This window comes from Treponema sp. Marseille-Q4132 (genome assembly GCF_014334835.1).
GTDB classification, from domain to species: domain Bacteria; phylum Spirochaetota; class Spirochaetia; order Treponematales; family Treponemataceae; genus Treponema_D; species Treponema_D paredis.
The window spans coordinates 1,843,727-1,865,658 of the sequence record NZ_CP060591.1; the positions used below are offsets into that span (position 1 = coordinate 1,843,727).

Here is a 21,932-nt window from a genome sequence, read left to right on the forward strand (position 1 = left end):
TCTGCGCTGATGCTGCGAGGCACAGGATAATTGCGGCAGGTACGGAGAAAAGCGGTTAGTCGGATACGTGTTGCCGATTCGCGGTTTACTATAATGTCAAGGCACTGACTTCGGTGCAAGGAGAAAAAAATGAAAAAAATTATTTCGATTTTATGCTCGCTGGTCGGATTAATAATTATTAACGCTTGCGCTTCAACGTCTGTATTGGATCACGGTTATTATTCGGACGGTGCCGTACAGGGATCGACGGCGAAAATTACGGTAGATAAAAATCTTGAAATCACCGGAATCGATACATCAAGTCACATAGCGGCATTCGGTGTTAAAGGGTGGTCGAAAAAATTAAGGCCCGGCCAAATACAGGAATTTACGATCAACGAAGGCGTACATTCCATCAGTGTGAGATTTAACAGCGGAAACCTCTTTACAAGCTTTTCAAAAGTGCTGATAGCAAAATTTGAAGCGCATAAAGAATATAAAATCATATACAATATAAATAAAAATAATGTCGTATATGATATTATCGATGTACAAACAGCCGAATCGGTTTTGCTTGATATGGACTCTCTGCAAGGAAAAACGAAAAATATTATTTCACAGTTTATAAATGCAGTGTTAAATCCGACTATGGAAGGAACCGATAAAACGGTTGTCGAAGAAAATGACGAGTATATATTGACATCTTTACCTCACATGAAATATGAGTTGAAAGATAAAAAATCAAATACGATTCAAAAAGGTTTTAGAGGATTTGTAACGGATTTTACCTTCAAAAAGGGTACTGTTTATCTGTATGAAACGAATACGATTTCATCAAAAGAAGAATTCTTAAAAATCGATTATAAGGCCGATTCAAAAATTATCCTTGAAGTAACGGATTGCGATTCAAAAACGGTTACGTATACGTATGTAAAACCTGAATATATGGCAGGCAAAACGGTCACATTCAAAATAAGCGTAAAAGATTGAAGCGGCACGGCCCGAAGCCGGCGCGGGGGGAGCGGTTTTGGGCGGCTTCAGCGAATTGTTAAGTTGATATGTCATAGGCGTATACGGAAAAATAATGACAAAAAAAGTTATGCTTTTTTTATGTTTGTATTATTTACGAAGCTTGCGTTTTCAAAGCAGATATTGCGGCCAAGCCGCAATGCGGTTTAAAACCATGTTAGATTTATCGGATGTAATATGAAAAGGATTATTTTGTCACTTATACTTATTTGTGTACTATATCCATCATGCACTTATTTGAAAGTCGGTAAAATGCGTAAAAAAGCACAGGATGCATTTGCTAGCGGAGATTATATTCTCGCAAGAAAAATCTATGAAGAAATTAGACGCGATAGTCTATTGTATTATTATCCTGAAGATGGGGTCAATCACGAACGATCGGTACTTCAAATAGCGATAAATAATTATAAAACCGGAGACTTTTCATCAGCTTATTATGATTTTCAAATGTTAGAAGGGTCTTCTCGGGAAACAGCTATGTGGGCAAATTATTACTTGGCTCTGCTTACACTCTCAAACAGTAAAGATCTTGCCTTTAATTATTTATATAATTCCATATTGGCAGGAATAGATACCGATATACTATACAACAATGAACGCTTATTAGGATTAATAAACAGTTATTGTGTCAACATGACAGTTGAAGATGTATTGAAAAACAATGATATTGCAGTAGAATCGAGCATTGAAAGCATATATAAAACAAATTTCGAACTTTTTAGAATTGCTTGTGATTTGAATAATGACGGGATAGAAGAAATCATTGTGCTTTCCGGCTTGCCTCATTTTAATCCGTACCCTAATTATGCTTACTGTCGGCTGTTGATTTATCAATACGAATCATCTTCAAATAAGTTCTTATTGAAATTAAAAGAAGATATAGAACTTTCGGAAGTTCTCCGGAATAGTATCTTACGATTACCGAATAATGGTGAAATGTTATCGGAATGGGCTTATTATATCGACTTAAATGGAGACAGTAATAATGAGTTGCTATTACCTATAGGAAGCTATGCGGGACCTGGGGGGGACAGCAAAACGTTATTTATTATTGGATACTGTGATAATAATTTTCAGATCATACGTTTACACGGAAAAATAAAATATATGTTTGAGGGTTCTCCATATCTGATTCATTATCCCGATTTATACTCAGATAAAGAATCTATAGCTTACTACTTGGATAGTACGTACAAATTAGTTAAGATTCGGAGATAGAATATACGATTTGTTTATAATTAAAATAAAAAATCTGACACCTGCTCCAGTCTGACAAAAAAATAAGTCCGGCTGTGAGGCATGGGGATGTTATACGCCCGCTGGGGGGTAGGAAAAAATGAAAAAGAATGTATTGCTGTTTTTATATTTGTTATGTCTATCGGGTTTCGCTTTTTCAGAAGATTATTCATTGAAGTCATTAAACTTTATTTTAACAAAAGAAGTAAACGATATATTTTCCATAGGCGTGACTTTGGAGACCCCGAAGAACAGCAATATTATCAGTATGTATCATGGAAAAATTGTCGATTTGAATAGAAATGACGATAATCCGACAAATCTCGGCAAATATGTGGAAGTGGTCTCCAAGTTCGATTATTATTTTGAAGGTGCAATGAAGTCCGTTGATGCTCACATGATATATTCAAATCTGACATCTATTCCTGAAAATGTTAATATCGGTGATGAAATTACAACACAAAAAACAATCGGTATTGCAGGCGAAAAATCAAGTCCGTTAATGAATACAAACGATGTCATGATAAGTATGTATACATTACACAAAGAATTCTACTTGGAATATTATACGTCGAATTATTCGGAGCACGTGTCGGGTCTGTATTGGTATTCAATAGTAAACGTTTTATACCGCAGAATTCCGAATCCGAATATTTTCAACTACGAAGAAATCGATATACAAAATACAAATTTTGAAGAATTGAGCATAAATAAGGCCGTCAGGTTCAGATATGTTTTAACGGACTATCCGAAAATACAAGATCCGGATTATCTAAAATTATATATGTCTGCCGTTTTATCGGGATTGATCCCCGATTATCAAAATCTGAATTATTCGTTCGTCGGATATATAAAAAATTCACAAAATAAAATCATGCTGTTGTGGCCGGAAAAACTCGTAGAAAGATATAAAGAAAAGGAATTACAAGGAAAAGAAATATATCTTTTCGTACGGAAAGTTGCCCAAAATGAAAGCGGAATATTATTCGTAACGGATTTATCTTCAGATATAAGTCCGGAAGAATTTGTGAATAAATAATATACAAAATCTCATATTGACTAAAAACGCAATTTTCTGATACGATTCTTCTCTAATCGGGCCAGTAGCTCAGTCGGTTAGAGCAGTGGACTCATAATCCATTGGTCCCAGGTTCAAGTCCTGGCTGGCCCAACGGATAAAAAAACCGCAAGGGGTTGCCTTGCGGTTTTTTTTGTTAAACAGTGTATGCTATTTCAATACTTTCGAGATGATGTATTTGGAAACGTTCATGCCGGCTTTTTCGGCAAGCTTTTGAATTTTATCCCATCTTACATCATCGCATGAAATAGAGTGCGACTTTGACGCTTCAGCAGGATTTTTTGCTTTGCGCGGTGTTTTTTCGGCCGTTTTTTTTACGGCTGTTTTTGTTGTTGCTTTCATATTAATAAATATACAGTAACACGAAAAATAAATCAATACTGAAAATTAAAATAACAAATTATTAATAATAATTGATTTGATATCCTGAAAATCGATGTCCTGAAACGGCCGTATTTCCTCACGTAAAAATCTAACCGAAACGATTTCGGTTCCTCAAGTAAAAATCTAACCGTAGCTATGACCGTTGCACCGCCATAGCGATAAGCTTACGCTGCAAGAGTTGTGTCTTGTCAAGCAGCTGTTGTAAATCCAATCTGTTCTTTCTCCTGAAAAGCTCAGCTTTTACCGCCTTGCTTACCTCCTTACTTTCCATAAGCCTTCGGTAGGGAGTCTTAGCCGCATCATATTTCTTTATGACCTTTGCGTCTATTCGTTGCTTTGCAATAATCTTCATCGAGGGAAAAAAGAAATTAACGAGCTTATTATAACTTTCATACAGTTCTGCTAAGACAACACAGGCAGCTTCTCCCTCAAATCGATAGTAGCCGACAATACGCCTTACCACGCTGTCGTTTTTCTGTTCAACAAAACAGTTGTCATTTTTTTTGTACGACCGGCTTCGGGTGAACGTAATATGATTTAGTTCACACCACTGCAAAAGCTGTATATTTTTGAACTCACGTCCGTTATCGCTGTCAATGCCTTTCATAGCAAAGGGTAAGTGTATTTTCACGTCCTCTGTCGCTTCTTTGACCCACCGATGAGCTTTATTCAAAAGCGCACGATTTTCCGTCCATCCTGAATGAACGTCGGTGAGTGTCAGGGTACAAATATACTGTCCTTCCGTAGTTGTACCGCAATGAGCGACCGTATCGGCTTCGAAAAAGCCCGGTTTTCGTTCGTCCCAATCGAAGAAGGTGCGGATCGGAATGAGTTTATTGAGATTCTTTGCCGGTCGTGTCGTTGCAATACCGCGGATGGAATGCTTGGGGATTTCCGGCTTGAGTATCCTTGAGACCGTTGCGCTTGATATGTGAGCAAGTTTTGTTTTCAGTTGTTCAGTATAGCCGAACTTGAGGGCAAGGTAATCGATATTGTCGCGGATAAAGGGTACGAGCCGTTTTGCACACAGGTACATCGAAAATAGCCACAGTCGAATAACTTCACGCTGCACATCTTGACCGTAGTATTTTTCATAGTGCCGCTTTTTACGAGGCTTTTTGATGATCTGTACACTCTTTCTTTCGACGTTGTTGAAGTGTGTTATTTTTATGCGTGCGCTGTTTTTGAGGATGTGGATGGCGTATTTTCGGTTGTAGCCGGTGGTTGCGGTGAACTCGTCGATGATTTTCGTCTTGCGCTTCTTGTTTGCCGTACAGTAGCGTTTTGCCGTTTCTTCGGTCAATTTCTTTTTCGTTTTCATATCTAACCCCATGGTGCCCTTCCTTCGGGCTTCTATTGTGACTCAGATTTGGGTTAGATTTTTACGTGAGGAACGGCTTTTTTTTCGGTTAGATTTAACGTGATGCAATGCGACGGCTTGCTTCGGCGCATTTGAAACGAGTATAATGCGGCGTGTACGTTTATCCCGGTCTTATTAATCAGCTTCCGATCGCACCGCATCTGGACGATATCTGTGTTGCTCTTAAATCTTCCTCTTCTCATTCTCTCATACTTACTGCGGAGACGGGTGCGGGAAAATCGACGGCGCTTCCGCTTGCGCTTCTCAATCACTTTGCCGGAAAAATTATTATGCTCGAACCGCGGAGGATCGCCTCTCTTTCCGTCGCATCTCGAGTTTCGGCACTGCTCGGAGAGGAGGTCGGAAAAACCGCAGGTTATATGATGCGCCTTGAATCGAGGGTATCGGAGGCTACGCGCTTTACCGTTATGACCGAAGCCGTTTTGACGCGCATGCTGCAGGATGATTTGTTTTTGGACGGCGTTTCCGTCGTCGTCCTCGATGAATTTCATGAGCGCTCGGTGCAGGCGGATCTGGCGCTTGCATTTTTAAAAGAGACGCTTTCACTTCGTGAGGATTTGTACGTCGTCGTTATGTCGGCGACGATCGATACGGCATCACTGTCGTCCTATCTTGCAGCCGGAGGGGAAGGGGCACCGGTGTTTGCCGTACCCGGCCGTCAGTTTTCGGTCGACGTCGAATACGCAGGTGCCGTGCTTCCGTCGGATGCGGTGATGCGGGAATTGCGAACACAGGATCGGGGAAGCATCCTCGTATTTCTTCCTGGCATAGCCGATATTCGAAAAACCGCGACGGAACTCGAACGCGAAGCTGCCGACGCGGATATTTTGATTTTGCACAGTTCGATCGATTTCGACGAACAAAAAAAAGTGCTTTCTCCTCCTGACGACTTTTCCCGACGTCGTGTTATTTTATCGTCGGCGATCGCGGAGACGTCTCTTTCCGTTCCCGGTGTGAGCGTCGTCATCGATTCGGGTTTGGTAAAAATCAATCGCATGAACGTTGCCGCCGGCATGGAAATGCTCGTCACCGAAATCGAAAGCGTCTTTTCGGCGGAGCAGCGGAAGGGCAGAGCGGGGCGTATGCAGCGCGGCCGATGCGTGCGTTTGTGGCGCGAAAACGATGTACGCGCTGCGGAGACGGCACCCGAAATAGCCCGTACCGATTTAACCGAACTCGTGCTTGAATGCGCCGAACGGGGCGTTTACACGCGCGATGCTCTTTCATGGCTCACGCCTCCTAGTGCCGGCGGTTGGAAGAGCGCACAAAAATTATTAATTATGCTCGGCTGTCTGAGCGAGGAAGTCAGGGCGGATGCGGAAAATTCCGTGCGTATCACGTCCCTCGGCAAAGCCGCGCTCACACTCGGTCTGCACCCGCGCCTTGCCTGCGTTGCGCTCTCGGCGCTCCGCTTCGGAAACGCCGGAGAACGCGCAGAGAAAAAAAGCGGGATATCGAAAAAAGAGCGCGTCGGTCTTGCGCCCTGTGTCGAAGCGGCGCTTGAATGCGTGCTCGCGTATTCTCCTTATGCGGATTCTCCGTCCGCCTTGCAAAAACGTTTTTTTTCCGATCTTGTAAAGCGGCTTGCAAAATGTGCATCCCGTTTTCCCGATCTGTGCGGAAACTCCGGCTCGACCGAGGGTAAAGCCGCTTCCGCCGTTTTGCTGCTTGCGGGATTTCCCGATCGTATCGCGCGTCTCGAAGGAGACGGTACGTATCGATTTCCGTCCGGCCGCGTCGCGTCTCTTCCCAAAAAGGATCGCGACGCTTTTCGCGTTTTTCCCGAGTGGATCGTTGCGCCCCTCGTGGACGCGGGGGAAAAGGAAGGCCGCATCTATCGATGGGAAGCGCTTTCTGCGGAAAAAGCGGAAGCGTGGCTTTCGGTGCGGAGCGAAACGTATACGGAAACGGAGTTTGCGGAAGGAACTCATTCGCTTCGAAAAACCGAATACACTTGTTTCGGGAAAATCGTATTGGCGGAAAGACGTGTTGCTGCGCAGGATGAAGATTTCGCATACGCCGTGTGCCGCGCAGTCGAAAAGAACGGCATCGCACGGCTTCCGCTCGGCGAAAAGACGAAAGCGTTTTTAGCGCGTGCTCGTTTTTATGAAGCGCATACGAGAGCCTGCAGCACGGCTGACGGCGGAGATGCGGCAAGCGTTGACGGCACACATACGATCGCAAAGTCGTCCGAAGAAAATTTAATAAAAACCGTACGCGGATGGCTTCCGCCTTTTTTGACGGGAACTACGCTCCGCGAAAACTCGGTATACGATGCGCTTTATTATTATCTTGACGGAGCGAAGATCGATAAAAATGTGCCGCAAACGATTGTACTCACGAACGGAAAATCCTGTACGCTTTTATACGATACGGCTGCGGAAGGGATTGTTCGTCCGACGATCGAGATAATCGTTCAACGTATCTTCGGCTGTTTTGAAACGCCCCGCGTTATGGGCGTGCCGGTGCTTTTCAAATTACTTTCTCCCGCGAGGCGTCCGCTTCAAATTACCGACGACCTTGCAGGTTTTTGGAGCGGCGCGTGGCCGGAAATCTGTAAAGAGATGAAAGGCCGTTATCCGAAACACAACTGGGATTACCGCGCCGCCGAGAGGGAATAGCTCCGATCGGATTTTATTTGTGCGGAGATATTGCAATAAATATCCGGCAGCCTCATTGCTTTGCATCAGGATCCGTCTTATTAAAAAATCGAAGTTTTAATAAGTTTTATATTGGCAGCTCTCCCGACCGAAAGCGTTACCGTTTTTTTTGCAGCTTCTATACGTACGATCGCTTCCGCGTCTCCGCTCGCTTTTGAAATCGAAAGCGGCGTACATAAAATCGTTTCGAGTTTTGCCGAACCGTCCGATTTCGGCATACGCACTTCGATCATATCGCCGGATGCGATCGCGCTTTCGATTAGCCGCACTTTGCCGAGAAAATCCATGCCGCCCGCTTCGGCACCTTCGGAGCGAACGGTATCTTTACCGAGTTGTTCCGTCGACAAAATGATTTTATTGTCGATGCGGGCTGAAAGATTTTCTTTTTGCGCTTTGGAAAGATCGAGCGACGCGAGCGTGCGGTGCAGATCCGAAAGCAGTTTGTCGCGCTGCTTTTTTTCGGGGCGATCCGCGTTATTTTTCCGAATGTCTTTGAATCGATTTTCACCGTTTCCGATCGGCGGAAAGGACGGCGGCATACGGTCGGCTGCGTCGCTTTTCGTTCGAGCGGAGGATTCAATATTTCCTTGCGCTGCACCGAGATTATTGATTTTACCGATACAGTCGAAGCCGCTCTCTTTACAGAATACCGCCGCATCTTCGTCGCTCAAAATATTCAAGAGGTAGATTCCCTCCGCCAATTTTGTTTGAATAAAGCGCGCCGCTTTCGGATTTTTTTCGATGAGCTTTGAATTTTTTTCGTCGAGTTTTAAAACGTAGCCCTTATACAAAATCGCCGACGAATAGAGTTGCTGCCAGTCTTCTATGCTGACACGGAGATTTTGCGGAACGCCGTGCGCGGTGTATTTTTCGAGGAGCGAGCGGATCGTCTCGGCGGTGTATCCGAAATCGAATGCTCGGATCGCCGACGCTTTATCGATTTCGAATTCGACCGTCGTATCGAAATTGACGACGCGTAAAAAAATCGACAGCGGTAAAAGCGCTTTGAGCGGGAGCCCCGGCAAAAGCGTAACCGTAAAGCCCGAATTGATCGAAACGAATCGTGCGTTCGTATCCGCTTTTTTTTCATCCGAAAGCGCTTTTCCGACACGGTAAATCGCATCGTCTTCTTTCGTCTTTCCGGCGACGGTAAAGAGGCCGAAGGTTTCCGCAGCATCGACGATGCGGTCGAAGGGCAGACGCGCATCGCTTCCGTCGTCGCTTCTACCGTGCGATCGATCGATGAGCGCACGGAAACGGCTTTGTGCGCGTTCGGAACTTCCGAGCAGCAACATACATCTGAGGAGGCTGCGTTTCGTAAGGCCTGAATCGGGAAGGGAGGCTGCAACGTCGAGAACGAGTTCTGCGTACGAGCGAAGTCCTTCCCGATCGAGCGAAGCGCTTGATGCAGCCGTGAGGTATGCGTATTGCTTTTTCGGAGGAAGCTCCGCGAACGAAAGCAATCGCGTATAATCGACTGAGATGCCGTTTTCGTTTCGTTTGACGAGCGACAAATTCAATAATGCGGTAATGAGCGTTTGAACGGGGACGGTCCCGCAGGCGAACACTGTTTGAAGCCGTGCCGCATCGATTTTTTTTAAACTCCCGTCCGCTTTGCAAAGATCCGGCCTTTCGGCGATATAGCAAACGACGGAGGCGATAAATTCGGGTGAGATCGAAAAACTTCCGCCTTCCGTGCGGGATGCGTACTGCGCTTCGGGGATGATGCGCGCGATATCGATACGAGGAACAAGCAAATCTTCAAGCAGCGGATTTATATGCAGGCGCTCGGAGCCGTCTTTGTCCGATTCGTCTTTAAAAATTATTAATCTGTCGGTGAGATTTGAAAGCCGTGCGGCAATTTCCGAAGAAACGTATTCTCCGGAAAAAAAATCCGAAAGTTTTTTTTGCGTCGCCTCGGGAACGAGGATGAGGGCGGTGATGATTTTTTCGTCGAAGTCGTCGAGCAGCGTGAGGAGATTTTTTCTGTTTTGCTCCCTGCAAAAAAAAGAAGACAGCTGTTCGATGAGGTTTTGTTTGTTGTACGGCGTTTTTATTTTCCCGAGATAAGCGCGCAGCATATCGAAAAAGCGGCTGTCGGGGAGCATCGCGAGAGATGCTTGCCATAAAGCCGTGCGCCGTTTTTTATCGGATTCGTTCAACATAGGCTCTCTTCCGTAATTTCATCGAAATCGCTTTCGTCGCGATACCTGACAATGCGGTACGAATATCCCTGCTCCGCGAGAAATTTCTGCCGATTCGCACCGAAGTCTTCTTCGACCGTGTTCCGCGTGATGAGCGTAAAAAATCGCGCCGTGCGTTCTTTCGGCCGAAGTATGCGCCCGAGCCGCTGTGCTTCTTCCTGACGGCTTCCGAATGTACCCGACACTTGGATCGCGAGCGATGCGTCCGGCAGATCGATCGCGAAGTTTGCGACTTTCGAAACGACGAGCACGTGGAGTTTGCCGCTGCGGAACTCGCCGTAGATCGCATCGCGTTCGGATACGGGCGTCTTTCCGGTGATGATGGGAGAATGCAGCATACGCGCGAGTTTTTCAAGCTGGTCGATGTATTGCCCGATGACGAGGATTTTATCGTTCGGAAAACGATCGATGATTTCCTGCACGACCTGATCTTTTATCGGATTTTCGCTTGCGATGCGATGCTTCGTTCGCGCGTTTGCGACGGCGTATCGGATTTCTTCATTGCTATCCAAATCGAGACGCACTTCGATGCACTCCGCAGAGGCGATCCAGCCGGACTGTTCGAGCTCTTTCCACGGAACGTCGTAACGCTTCGGTCCGACGAGGCTGAATACGTAGTTTTCGCAGCCGTCTTCCCGCACGAGCGTCGCCGTCAGCCCCACGCGGCGTACCGCCTGCAGTTCCGCAACGACGCGGAAAACGGGAGCGGGCAGCATGTGCACTTCGTCGTAGAGTATCAAACCCCACGCTCGTTTTCGAAAGAGCGAAAAATGCGGATAGGGTCCGTCTTTTTCAGGCCGCCACGTCAATATCTGATACGTCGCGACTGTCACCGGCTTGATCGATTTTTCTTCGCCCGTGTATTCGGCTATATCGTCCGCAGCGAGATTCGTTTTATCGACGAGTTCCGCGATCCACTGATGGACGGCCGTGATATTCGTCGTAACGATGAGCGTGCTCGTTTTGAGCATGTCCATGATCTGCATACCGACGATCGTTTTGCCCGCGCCGCACGGAAGCACGATCGTGCCGAATCCCGTGCCGGGGCCTTTGTCCCCGACGAGCGCTTTCGCCGCTTCAATCTGGTATTCGCGGACGACAAGCGGTGTTCCGTTCGACGTCGTTTTTTGCAGGCGGATGTCGAGCGCTTCTCCGTCTGCGAGCGGCACTTCGTCTTTTACCGGCCAGCCCGCCTTTATCAATTCCTGCTTTACCGTGCCGCGGTCGGTGAGGCGGACACGGAAGCACCGTCCGCCGTCTTCATCGATTAATAAATATTTTGCAAGTCCGCGGTTTACGCACAGTTCGCGGTAGATGCGTTCGGAATCCGTTTCGAGTATGAGATATTCTTCCGCATCCGAAAAAGGAGAAGCGACGAGCCTGAGTTTTCCGAAACGCTCCGCCGTTTCACGCATCCACACGATAACCGATTGCGGCACATCGAAGCGGCTGTACCTTTTCAAAACCGCCGCGATATCGTCCGCCGTAAAACCTGCGCTCGCCGCATTCCACAGCGACAGCGGCGTCAAGCGATACGTATGCAAATACTCGGGCGAACGCTCGAGCTCCGCGAACGGAATCAAATCGTTCCGGCATTCGTCGGCTTTCGGCGCGTGAACGTCGAGCAGGAGAGTTTTATCGCTTTGAACGATGAGCGGCTTATCGTTTTGCATAACAGTATATTATATACCGAAAGGGTATATCGCGCAACGCAAATGAATTTTTTTTGTTGTAAACGAAAACTTTTTACACTAATGCGCAGTTTTCCGTTCGGCCTACGCCGGACAGGAGCACCGCGAAGCGTTCCGCCGGAACGAGCGTGAGCGAGGTGCGGATGGCCGGATCGCAAAACCGCTCCGTCCGAAAAAGTATAAAATATCTGCAATTCGGAAACGGGGGTAATGCGCAGGGCGGTGAGGGTTAAAAACGGAAATCTGGACCCCGCGGGTTAAGGTGCTTGAGCCTTTGCTCGGCAGGAATTAATATTTCCCGCAGATTTGACGATCCGAAGAGGCGCCCGTTGTCCGGCTACAGCCCCGCCTTTTTCGCATCGTTCCAAAACGCATCTTCGTCTTGCAGGTGATCGCCGTCCATCGGTATGCCGGCTTTTGTCATTCGCTCTTCGACGTACGCAAAGCGCCGGTAAAACTTACGGTTCGCCCTGTCCATCGCCGTTTCAGGATCGACGCCCAAGTGCCGCATATAATTGACGACGGCAAAGAGGAGGTCGCCGAATTCTTCTTCGAGGTGAAGCGCCGCGCGTTCGGCAGGACTCATGCGAGCGCGCGGTGTGCTGTCTTTGTCGGCTGCCGTCTTTGAGCCGGATGTGTCGCCCGTAGACTTTGCATCCTGCAGCGCTTGGAACGCTTCCCTCACTTCTTCGAGTTCTTCATATACTTTTGCTTTGACGCTTTCGATCGATTGCCAATCGAATCCTTTTTTTGCCGCTTTTTTTTGCATTTTATACGCGCGGAGGAGGGGAGGAAAGCCTTCGGGCACTTCGTCGAGGATCGTTTTCAGTTGCTTTCTTCCTTCGACGTTTTCTTTGATCCTGTCCCATTGATTTAAAACCTGTTCGCCCGTCGTCACTTTTTCCGTCACTTCCGACATGCCTTCGCTCTGCGGGAAGACGTGCGGATGCCGCCGTATCAATTTATCGGTGAGTTCATCCAAAGCTTCCGCGACGGAAAAATCGTTTTGCTGTTCGTACATATATGCGATCATCGATGCGTTGAGTATGACGTCTCCGAGTTCTTCTTTTGCATGCGCCGCATCCCCTGCCGAAACTGCGTCCACGGCTTCGAAGGTTTCTTCGATCAGATCGCGCCGCATTGTAAGCGGCGTCTGCTCTCTGTCCCACGGACAACCGCCCGGTGCGCGAAGCGTTCGTATCGTTTCGTACAGCCGCTTGTATGCAGCTGCGGCCTTTTCCGCGTTTCTATCGTTTTGTATATCGTTCATAATATAATCCTTAATAATTATTAATATATAATTCTGCATTATTCGTCGGTGCGGCGGATACGGATCGGAAAAGAACCTCTCTTCCGTGTCAGTCGGCGCACACTTTTTTCTTGCTCCATGCCGCGACGAGTTTTGCCGGGTCGTTTGAAAGGAGCGCTTCGGTAAACGGGATCGCCGCGGCGGTAAAGGTTTGCGCCATCGTTATGCGCTCGTCGCTTGTAAAAGGCGAGAGTACGTAGCCGGCTACGTCGGGATTGTCCGGACGCCCGATGCCGAAGCGGAATCTCCAAAAATCCGCCGTATTTAAAACGGCTTTTGCCGATCGCAGACCGTTGTGTCCGCCGAGCCCTCCTCCTTTTTTTAAGCTGATCGTGCCTGCCGGAAGTTCCAGCTCGTCGTGTACGACGAGTATGTGATCCGCCGTGAGTTTGTAAAAGTTTGCGAGTTCGCCGATGCTTTCACCAGACGCGTTCATATAGGTTTCGGGTTTTAAAAAATATATCGCGTCGGAAGCGGTTCGGGTGTTTGAAGTGCCGAGGTGATATTCGTCCGCCCAAAAAGCGAGGCGGGATGCATCGAGCGAACAAAAAGCGCCTTTGAATTTATGCTGCCACGAAAGGCGGTGTGCAAAAGGCAATGAATCCGCAAAAAGCCATGCGGCGTTGTGGCGCGTGTTTTCGTATGTGCGCCCGTAATTTCCGAGAAAAGCGACAAGCCGAATCATAGACGGAGTATAACACAAAAACGGGGGCGTGGGAAATCGGAGGGGGATGCTATGTATTATGATTTAATTCGCTGCGTCCTCACCCGTTCCCCCCTATCCCGGTATGCGGCTTCCGCTTTCTCGCATTACCCTCGCTTTTTCCAAAACATGACGCGCATCGAATTCGCTACGGCGAGGAGCGCTACGCCCGTATCGCCGAAAACGGCAGTCCACATATTTGCTATGCCGAATGCGCCGAGTGCCATGATGCCGATCTTTACGATGAGCGAAACGACGATATTTTCGGTGACGATGCGTACGGTTTTCCGTGAAATCGAAATCGCGTCCGCTATCTTTTCGGGTTCGTCGGTCATGATGACGGCGTCCGCGGATTCTATCGCGGCATCGCTTCCGAGTCCGCCCATCGCGATTCCCGTGTCGGCCCGCGCGAGTACCGGCGCATCGTTGATGCCGTCGCCGGCAAAGAGGAGCGTCGGACGCTGCGTTTTTTCACCGAGTTCTGCAAGCAGCGCTTCCACTTTATCGACTTTATCTTGGGGAAGGAGTTCCGAAAAAACGGTATCGACTCCGATTTCGGATGCGACTTTTTCCGCCGTTTCTTTATTGTCGCCGGTGAGCATGACGATTTTTTTGACGCCGAGCTTCCGGAGTTTTTTGACGGCGAATGCCGCATCGTCTTTCGTTTGATCGGCGATGACGATGTGTCCCGCATACAGTCCGTCGACTGCGACGTGTACGATCGTTCCGAAATCGTTTAAGCGGCACGGAACGATGCCTTCTACCGCGTGCGATTCCATCAGTTTCATATTGCCGGCGAGTATGCGCTTGCCGTCGAGGACGACGCTGATGCCCTCTCCGCTTATCTCTTCCGCATCGGCGATCTTTACGAGATTGCAGCAGGTCCCCGAATGCGCCGCTTTGATCGAATTCGATATCGGATGATTCGAATAAGTTTCCGCATGCGCTGCGATTGTGATGAGTTCGTCCGCCGGTATGCGCTCTTCGTCCGTCGGGTGAACTCCCGTGACGGCAAATACGCCTTTTGTTAAAGTGCCCGTTTTATCGAATACCGCCGTTTGTGTCCGCGCAAGCCTTTCAATACATTCGCTTCCTTTGATGAGGATGCCGTTTTTGCTTGCCGTTCCGATGCCGCTGAAAAATCCGAGCGGCACCGATATGACGAGCGCGCAGGGGCAGGAGACGACGAGAAAGATGAGCGCGCGGTATACCCACGTGCGCGCATCGCCCGTGATGAGGGACGGAATGAGCGCAAGCAAAACAGCCGCTACGCATACGATCGGCGTATACGCTTTTGAAAACCGCGTGATAAAGCGCTCCGATTTCGCTTTTTTTTCCTGCGCTTTTTCGACCAGTTCGATGATGCGCGCGGCGGCCGATTCTCCGGCGATCTTCGTCGTTTCGATTTCGATCACGCTGTCCGTATTGATCGCGCCCGCCATAACGTCGCTTCCGACGAATACGCGGCGCGGCACGGCTTCTCCGGTAAGGGCGGACGTATCGAGAAACGATTTTCCCTGTACGACCGTGCCGTCGATCGGAATGCGCTCTCCGGGCTTCACGAGTATGGTTTCGCCGACGTTCACATCGTCGGGCGATACTTCGATTATTTTATCGCCGCGTTTTACGAATGCTTTGTCCGGCCTGATTTCCATGAGCGATTGAATCGAATCGCGCGATTTGTCGACCGCTTTGTCCTGTGCGTATTCGCCGATTTGATAAAGCAGCATGACACCGACCGCTTCGGGATATTGACCGACTGCGACGGCGCCGAGAGACGCGACGCTCATCAGGAATTTTTCATCGAAGAAATTTCCTTTAATAATATTTTTTACCGCGTCGATGACGACGCTCCTGCCGCACACGAGGTACGCTGCAAGCAGGAGCAGGACAGAAACAAGTTCATCCGCCGACGCGAATTTACCGAGCGAAAAATCGATCGCTCTGAAAGAATGGGCGTGTTCGACGATTAAGCCGAGTGCAAAGAGCACCGCCGCAATGACGATTTCACGGACGCTTAATTCGCTCTCTTCTTCATGCTCATGTTCATGTCCGCTTTTACAACAGGCATGACAGTGACATTCGTGACTCATAGCTCCTCCTTTATTCTTTTAAGTCGAGAGTCGAAAAACGCTAAAAGCGTTTTTCTTTTATCCGATGCGCTCATAAATCCTGCGCGGGGAACTTCGCGCTTCGCGCTCGTTGCAAGTCCCGCACTGCTCGGATTTATTCGCTTATATGTTCGATGCCTTGGCTCAAGATCGTCGTTACGTGGCCGTCGGCGAGGGAATAGATAAGCGATTTTCCGTTTCGCGTATATTTTACGAGACCGTTCGTTTTTAAAATGCGCAGCTGATGACTTATCGCCGACTGTGTCATTTTAAGAACGTTTGCGATGTCGTTTACCGCCATATCCGATTCGAGCAGTACGAACAAAATCTTTATGCGTGTCGAGTCTCCGAAAATTTTAAACAGCTCCGCCAAATCGAACAGTTCGTCTTCGTCGGGTAATTTGTTTAAAATATCCTGAAATCGCTTGTCGCTTTGTCCGTTATCGCTCTTTTTTTTCACCATGCCGATTCTCCATACACGATTTTTATTAATATAAACAAATGAACAACTGTTCATATATTAGCATTAAAAATACTGTTTGTCAAGTAAATAAAAAAAGGACGGCGGCGCCGTCCCTTTTTCGATTTGTTTTTTCGATTATTGATTTTACTGCTTTGCACTTATATCGGCTGCGGTTTTAAGGTATTTTCCCGCGGAGTAGCGGGAGAGCGCAAATTTGTACGGCGTTTCGCTGCACGTACCGTAGTATTTCGCATCGTCGCCGTCTCCTTCTTTATATACGCTTACCGTAATCGCTTTGCCGCCTGCCGTTATGACGGTAACGGATTCGCTTGCGGGCGGCAGGACAAAATCGTCGTCGAGCCATGAGTCCGCATTGAGCGCTGCAAGCGATGCCGCCCAACTCGCGGCTTTTTCCGCATCGACGCTTGCCGCGCCTCCGGAAGCAGTCCATGCAGCGGGATCGCCGGATTTTACAATCGTCAGCACCGTACTTCCCATGCTTTCGGAAACGGCGGTGAGGCCGCTCGAATCGACGGCGTACACCGATTTGCTGCGTAAGGCGGCAACGTCTTTTTTGAAGGTGTCGCGCAGCATTCCCGATACGAGGTATATGTCTTTTTTGCCGTCGAGCGTAACGTAAGACTGCGAACCCGTCGACGACGCTTTTCCTATCGTGAGAGTGCGCACAAGTTCGTTTCCTTTATATGCCTTTGCGACGATCGCATTTGCTTTGTCGATTTCGTAGCGCTCATCGACCGCATCGTTTCCGGCTTGAGCGACGGTGTCGAGTATGCGTATATTTTTTACCGCATTGACAAGCGCGTCGGCCCCATTCGTATCCGCTTTGTAGCGCCTTTCTCCGACCGTCCAACCGTCATCCGATTTTGCAAGCTCGATTACGGCGCTCGCGTTTTCGATTGTAAGCTTATCGGGATCCGCGCCGAGCGTTTTGTTTTTTACCGAACTTCGCAGAGAAGAGGCGAGCTGCGCGATATATATGCCGAGCAAAAGTACGCACGCCGTCAAAAGAATTATTTTTCGTTTGCTCATTTTGTATCACCTTCCTTCGATTTCGTATCGATGATGCGCGCATCGTTCGGATTGTATTTTGCACGGATGCGTTCTCGGCGTTTATTGCGCATGCGCCACACGATAAAGCCCGCGATGACGACGATGACGGCAAGTCCGAATTCGTTGAAATACTGCACGGCAAATGCGAGCGCGCTTCCTGAGTTATGCAGCGTATTGAGCGAAAGCCCTTTCGTACGCATGGCGCAAAAATCGCCGTTGCCGTTCATATAATCGATGACGTTGCGCGTAAAAAGCGCAATCGGTTCGGAGCTGTTTTCTTCGATGAGCTGCGGCCCGGTGATTTCGGACGTTCCCGCGACGAAGATTTTTCCGCTCTGCACGTTTTCAGGCAAGTGCGTTTTTGCCGTAAGAGATCCTTCTGCAGATGAAGCGGGATCGGAATCGAAAGCGCTTTTGAATTTTCCTTCGGCGAGAGCAGCAAGCGTTTCCGCTTTTTCGACGGACTTGTCGTAGGGCGGCGACATCATCGGACTCAGCTGGATATTGTCCGAAAGCAGCCACGATTTCGGAGAGGACTGCACGAGCTTTGTCACTTTTACGTCTGCGTTGCTTTCGGCACCGCTCGTGTCGATTGCGGAGGTTTGCAGAAAAAGGATCCTCGCGAGATTTGCCGTGATCGCATTCTTTTTTGCAAGCTGTTCGGCAGGGATAACGGGTGCCCACCAGTACGATACGTTTCCGTAATTTTGCTGGCGAGCTTTATAGCAATTTTCATCGAGTACGTAGTTCGTTTCCGGCTTGATGCCGTAAGCGTCGAATAATTTTTCGAGCTTTGTCGAAAGCGGCGCGAACGACGGCGCTTGATAATAGCCGGTTGCCTGCGAATCGAAGGGGTCGACGAAAAAGAGAGCGTTGCCGCCGCGCATGATAAACTGATCGATTTTATACAACTCTTCATCGGAGAATTCCGTTTTCGGCCCGTTGATGATGAGAGACGCGACATTTGCGGGGATCGCATCTTTTGAAAGATCGATTTCATCGAGTTCGTACATATCGCTTGTAAGGGATATGAGAGGGGAAGCTCCCGCCTGCGAATAAAGGGGCGCCTCGCCGTGTCCCGTTACGTAGCCGATCTTCGTCGCCTTTAAGAGCAGGCTTTGAAGACTTTCCGAAAGCGATTGTTCGAGTTCTCCGAGCCCCGCGATGACGTAGCCGATGAGCGAGCGCTGCATCGAAAGCGGGATGAGACGGAAGGCGTTTCCGTGTTCCAGCACGAGGCCGATCGCGCCCGAGCCTGTCGAACCGTTTTCCGCCGTCCAATTGATGAGCGGTATGCCGAAGCGCGACTGCAGCGTGTTCAAATCGGATGAAGACGGATTTATTTTTTCATAATCGATTCTGCCCATGCTTTGCTTGTTGACGCTTTCATACGCTTCGCGCACGGTCTTTTCTATATCGTTGAAGCCTCGTATGTCGAACTGTTTGAGCGCATCGGTTACGTAGAGCGTCAGTTTGATACGCTCGTCTTTCGGAAGGCCTGAAAGCACGTTCGCCGCCGAAATCATTTTGCTGATTTTCGTCGTAAGCTTGTATTCGAATCCGTCGGACGACGTGATACCGTCGAGCGTTTCGATTGTGTCGGCGTAAGAGATGACGAGTCCCATATACGCCTGCTTGAAGCCTACTTCATTGTTCGCAAGCTGCTGAATCTGCACTTGCTGCAGTCCGTATTGCTGCGCGAGCATTTCGTTTTCCGCTTTGTTCATATCGACGATAGAATAGGAAAAATTACGGTTTGCCGCTCCCTTGTATTCGACGAGGATGTCGCGTACGTACTGCGCAGTCGTGCTGTACGGGGCGGGCAAGTTGCTGCTGAAAAAGGCGCGGACCGACAGCGGTTCGTCGAGCGTTTTGACCAGCTGTCTGCTCGCTTCCGACAGCGAATAGGATTTCGGACGTGTCAAATCGAAACGCAAAAAGGCCCTGCGCCCGACAAGGTTTGCAAGAATTAATAAAACGATGAGAAGCACAAAATCGCTCGAAGGGGAGCGAAACCAGTTGATGATTTTTTTCATTTTTACTTCCTTTCATTTTGCTGAACGATCACCGTGAGATAAAAGAAAAATACGGTGAGCGAAGCGAAGTACAAGAGGTCGCGCGTATCGATGATGCCTCGTGCGATCGATGAAAAATGCGACGATGCGGAGATGTACGACAGTGCGGAGACGATTTCAGCCGGCAGGAAAATCAAAAACGAATCGATCAGCGTCAGCGAAATGCAGATGATAAAGGCTGTGAAAAACGCGATGATTTGATTTTTTGTAACCGACGACGCGAATACGCCGATCGCCGAAAAGGCGGCGCACAAAAAGAAAGCGCCCAAAAAGCCTCCGACGACGGGTCCCATATCGGGAGAGCCGAATATGAAAAGCGGAATGATGTACAGCATTGTCGGAGCGACCATGGCGGCAGCGCTTAAAAAGGCTGCAAGCCACTTGCCTGCGGCGACGGAGCTTTCGGTGACGGGAAGCGTCATGAGCGTTTCGATCGAGCCGCTTCGCTTTTCTTCGGCGAACAACCGCATCGTCAGCGCCGGAATAAAAAACGAAAGCAAAATCGGAAGGAGCGAAAAATAATTCCGCAGCTCCGCCCGATCTTGAAAAAAGAAAAAGACGAAAAAGGTTATACCCGCGATGATGAGAAAGAGTGCCGTGACGATGTATGCGACGGGACTCGTAAAATACGCGGCGAGTTCCCGCTTCATGATGACGGCGGCGGGAGAATGTTTTTTGTTAAGCGTATCGCTCATTTTTGCGCCTCCGCTGTAGTGAGTTCGTGAAACACGTCTTCGAGACTGTTCCGCTGCATTGCAAGTTCGTATAACCAGCCGCCCTTCGCTGCGATCGCTTTGAAAAGAGCCGGCCGAACTTCAGCCGTTCCCGAAACCGAAACGAGAAGAGAAAACGCATCCGCATCTCCGTTTACGGCTTCTCCGCTTACCGCCGAAACATTTTCGACGCCCGCAATCGATTTGAGTTCGGCTGCGATATCGTCTTTTGAACATCCGCCTGCGGTGAGTTTGAGAGCTGCTTTATGACCGTATCGTTCGCGCAGTTCATCGGTCGGACTGTCGGCGACGAGCTTGCCGTTTGCGATGATGATGACGCGGCTGCACAGCGTTTCCACTTCGCCGAGGATGTGCGTCGAAACGATAACCGTGCGCGTCTTTCCGATTTCGCGGATCAAGTTCCGCACTTCGCCGATTTGATTCGGATCGAGACCGCTCGTCGGTTCGTCCAAAATCAATATTTCAGGATCGTGCATGAGCGCGTGCGCGAGCCCGACACGCTGCCTGTAGCCGCGTGAAAGCTCTGAGATGTTTTTATCCATCACTTCTTTGAGACCGCACTCTTCGCACAGGCGGGGAATTTTTTCATCGGCGTTTTCGCCCTGCATGTCCGCGATATAGCGCAGGTAATCTTCGACTATCATATCGCCGTAAAGAGGCGCAGCTTCGGGCATGTAGCCGATCTTTCGTTTCGATGCGACGCTTGCATCTTCGATGTTCGTACCGTCGATCGAAATCGTACCGCCGGACGGTTTTAAAAAACCGGTGATCATGCGCATCGTCGTCGTTTTGCCCGCGCCGTTCGGACCGAGCAGACCGACGATTTGCCCCGTGGGGATCGAAAAGCTCACATCGTTTACCGCACGGAATGCCCCGTAATTTCGGGACAAGTGCGAAACTTCTATCATATATCCTCCATAAAAACTTTTGCAGGATGTTTCAACATCCGAAAAAGTTTTTAGTCGTGCGCGTATCTCGCAACAAGCGCATCAGCGCGCAGTTTCGAGCGAAGCGCACACGTCGAATAGTCGAGTTTGCAAAATAAAGCGTATCATATTTCGTGCAATTTTATTAAAACAGCACGTATATACGTCTTCTGCAAACATCCAAGCAAACTCGAAATGAAAGGCGCCGGCGATATTTCAGACGGCGGCTTTCATCATCCTCCATAAAAACTTTTGCAGAAAAGCTTTACCGAATCGTTCGGCAGCGCGTTTTAAAGCATTTTGTACTATATCTATTAAAAAAAATTATGACAAGCGCAGGTTACGAAAAAACACGAAACCGATCCGTCCGTATCATTGACAGAAAGGCCTACAAAGCATATTCTGCTATTGTAATGTATCAACTGCAATTACAGGAGCAATCTATGGGTGAAAACAATTCGGAAAGCAAGTTCAGCTTAAAGAGCGGATTTTCCGCGGCATCGAAAGAAGCGACGGCTTTTAAGAAATTCATTTCCCGCGGTAATGTCGTCGATATGGCGGTCGGTGTCATCATCGGCGGTGCGTTCGGAAAAATTATTTCGAGTCTCGTAAACGATATCATTATGCCGCTTATCGGTTTGTTGGTCGGCGGTGTCGATTTTACCAATTTGAGTGTCAAAATCGGCGAAGCGACGGTCGCTTACGGTAAGTTTATACAAACCGTCGTCGATTTTTTGATCGTCGCAATCTGTATTTTTACGGTCGTCAGGATTTTCGAAAGCTTTAAGAAAAAAGAAGAAAAAACCGAAGTGCCTCCCGCAAAGCCTGCCGATGTCGTGCTTTTGGAAGAAATTCGCGATATCTTGAAGAACAAAAATTAATAATTTTTTTAGGAAAC

The 21,932-nt window shown here is 48.5% G+C and carries 17 protein-coding genes and 1 tRNA gene; 6 read left to right on the forward strand and 12 right to left on the reverse strand.

From position 1 onward, the window contains the following. The first annotated feature begins 129 nt into the window (after positions 1–129). The 4 genes from H9I35_RS08405 (at position 130) to H9I35_RS08420 (ending at position 3,415) form a co-directional block, all read left to right on the forward strand. Positions 130–969, forward strand: coding sequence for a hypothetical protein (locus tag H9I35_RS08405; protein ID WP_187418973.1), 840 nt, complete (start codon positions 130–132; stop codon positions 967–969). Between the two features lie 216 nt (positions 970–1,185). Continuing rightward, complete coding sequence (locus H9I35_RS08410) at positions 1,186–2,226, forward strand: outer membrane protein assembly factor BamD (protein ID WP_187418975.1); 1,041 nt, start codon at positions 1,186–1,188, stop codon at positions 2,224–2,226. Between the two features lie 118 nt (positions 2,227–2,344). Beyond that, positions 2,345–3,283: a hypothetical protein gene (locus tag H9I35_RS08415; protein WP_187418977.1), complete on the forward strand. Its 939-nt coding sequence runs from the start codon at positions 2,345–2,347 to the stop codon at positions 3,281–3,283. A gap of 58 nt (positions 3,284–3,341) precedes the next feature. After that, positions 3,342–3,415, forward strand: a tRNA-Ile gene (locus H9I35_RS08420). A gap of 57 nt (positions 3,416–3,472) precedes the next feature. On the opposite strand, the gene H9I35_RS08425 is transcribed toward H9I35_RS08420, so the two are convergent. Together H9I35_RS08425 and H9I35_RS08430 are read right to left on the reverse strand one after the other, a co-directional pair. After that, positions 3,473–3,664 (reverse strand): hypothetical protein, encoded by a 192-nt coding sequence (locus H9I35_RS08425; RefSeq protein ID WP_187418978.1) that lies wholly within the window; start codon positions 3,662–3,664, stop codon positions 3,473–3,475. A 175-nt stretch (positions 3,665–3,839) separates the two neighbouring features. Then, positions 3,840–5,039, reverse strand: a complete 1,200-nt coding sequence (locus H9I35_RS08430; protein ID WP_187418950.1) for an integrase catalytic domain-containing protein — start codon at positions 5,037–5,039, stop codon at positions 3,840–3,842. Between the two features lie 140 nt (positions 5,040–5,179). Here H9I35_RS08430 and hrpB point away from each other — a divergent pair, with 140 nt between their 5' ends. Next, positions 5,180–7,708 (forward strand): ATP-dependent helicase HrpB, encoded by a 2,529-nt coding sequence (hrpB, locus tag H9I35_RS08435; protein ID WP_187418979.1) that lies wholly within the window; start codon positions 5,180–5,182, stop codon positions 7,706–7,708. A gap of 80 nt (positions 7,709–7,788) precedes the next feature. Here the strand turns inward: hrpB and H9I35_RS08440 are convergent, their stop codons facing one another. The 10 genes from H9I35_RS08440 to H9I35_RS08485 all read right to left on the reverse strand — a co-directional run bounded on the left by H9I35_RS08440 (position 7,789) and on the right by H9I35_RS08485 (position 21,016). Continuing rightward, complete coding sequence (locus H9I35_RS08440) at positions 7,789–9,912, reverse strand: hypothetical protein (protein ID WP_187418980.1); 2,124 nt, start codon at positions 9,910–9,912, stop codon at positions 7,789–7,791. Next, complete coding sequence (locus tag H9I35_RS08445) at positions 9,906–11,624, reverse strand: DNA repair helicase XPB (protein ID WP_187418981.1); 1,719 nt, start codon at positions 11,622–11,624, stop codon at positions 9,906–9,908. Before H9I35_RS08445 ends, H9I35_RS08440 begins: the two co-directional genes overlap by 7 nt. Before the next feature lie 355 nt (positions 11,625–11,979). Beyond that, a complete protein-coding gene (locus tag H9I35_RS08450) occupies positions 11,980–12,912 on the reverse strand; it encodes a nucleoside triphosphate pyrophosphohydrolase (RefSeq protein WP_187418982.1) in 933 nt (310 codons plus the stop codon). 88 nt (positions 12,913–13,000) lie between these two features. Beyond that, the gene (gene pth, locus H9I35_RS08455; RefSeq protein ID WP_187418983.1) at positions 13,001–13,636 is read right to left on the reverse strand and encodes an aminoacyl-tRNA hydrolase; all 636 of its coding nucleotides are present in this window, start codon (positions 13,634–13,636) and stop codon (positions 13,001–13,003) included. Between the two features lie 125 nt (positions 13,637–13,761). Continuing rightward, positions 13,762–15,747 (reverse strand): heavy metal translocating P-type ATPase, encoded by a 1,986-nt coding sequence (locus H9I35_RS08460; protein ID WP_187418984.1) that lies wholly within the window; start codon positions 15,745–15,747, stop codon positions 13,762–13,764. Between the two features lie 133 nt (positions 15,748–15,880). Next, a complete protein-coding gene (locus H9I35_RS08465; protein ID WP_187418985.1) occupies positions 15,881–16,228 on the reverse strand; it encodes an ArsR/SmtB family transcription factor in 348 nt (115 codons plus the stop codon). A gap of 144 nt (positions 16,229–16,372) precedes the next feature. Further along, complete coding sequence (locus tag H9I35_RS08470; protein WP_187418986.1) at positions 16,373–17,278, reverse strand: DUF4340 domain-containing protein; 906 nt, start codon at positions 17,276–17,278, stop codon at positions 16,373–16,375. Then, the gene (locus tag H9I35_RS08475; RefSeq protein ID WP_187418987.1) at positions 17,275–19,335 is read right to left on the reverse strand and encodes a GldG family protein; all 2,061 of its coding nucleotides are present in this window, start codon (positions 19,333–19,335) and stop codon (positions 17,275–17,277) included. The genes H9I35_RS08470 and H9I35_RS08475 overlap by 4 nt, the downstream gene beginning before the upstream one ends. Positions 19,336–19,337: 2 nt before the next feature. Continuing rightward, positions 19,338–20,069: an ABC-2 transporter permease gene (locus H9I35_RS08480; RefSeq protein ID WP_187418988.1), complete on the reverse strand. Its 732-nt coding sequence runs from the start codon at positions 20,067–20,069 to the stop codon at positions 19,338–19,340. Then, positions 20,066–21,016: an ABC transporter ATP-binding protein gene (locus H9I35_RS08485; RefSeq protein WP_187418989.1), complete on the reverse strand. Its 951-nt coding sequence runs from the start codon at positions 21,014–21,016 to the stop codon at positions 20,066–20,068. Before H9I35_RS08485 ends, H9I35_RS08480 begins: the two co-directional genes overlap by 4 nt. Positions 21,017–21,477: 461 nt before the next feature. On the opposite strand from H9I35_RS08485, the gene mscL reads away from it, so the two are divergent. Next, positions 21,478–21,915, forward strand: a complete 438-nt coding sequence (mscL, locus tag H9I35_RS08490; RefSeq protein WP_187418990.1) for a large-conductance mechanosensitive channel protein MscL — start codon at positions 21,478–21,480, stop codon at positions 21,913–21,915. Positions 21,916–21,932: the final 17 nt, after the last annotated feature.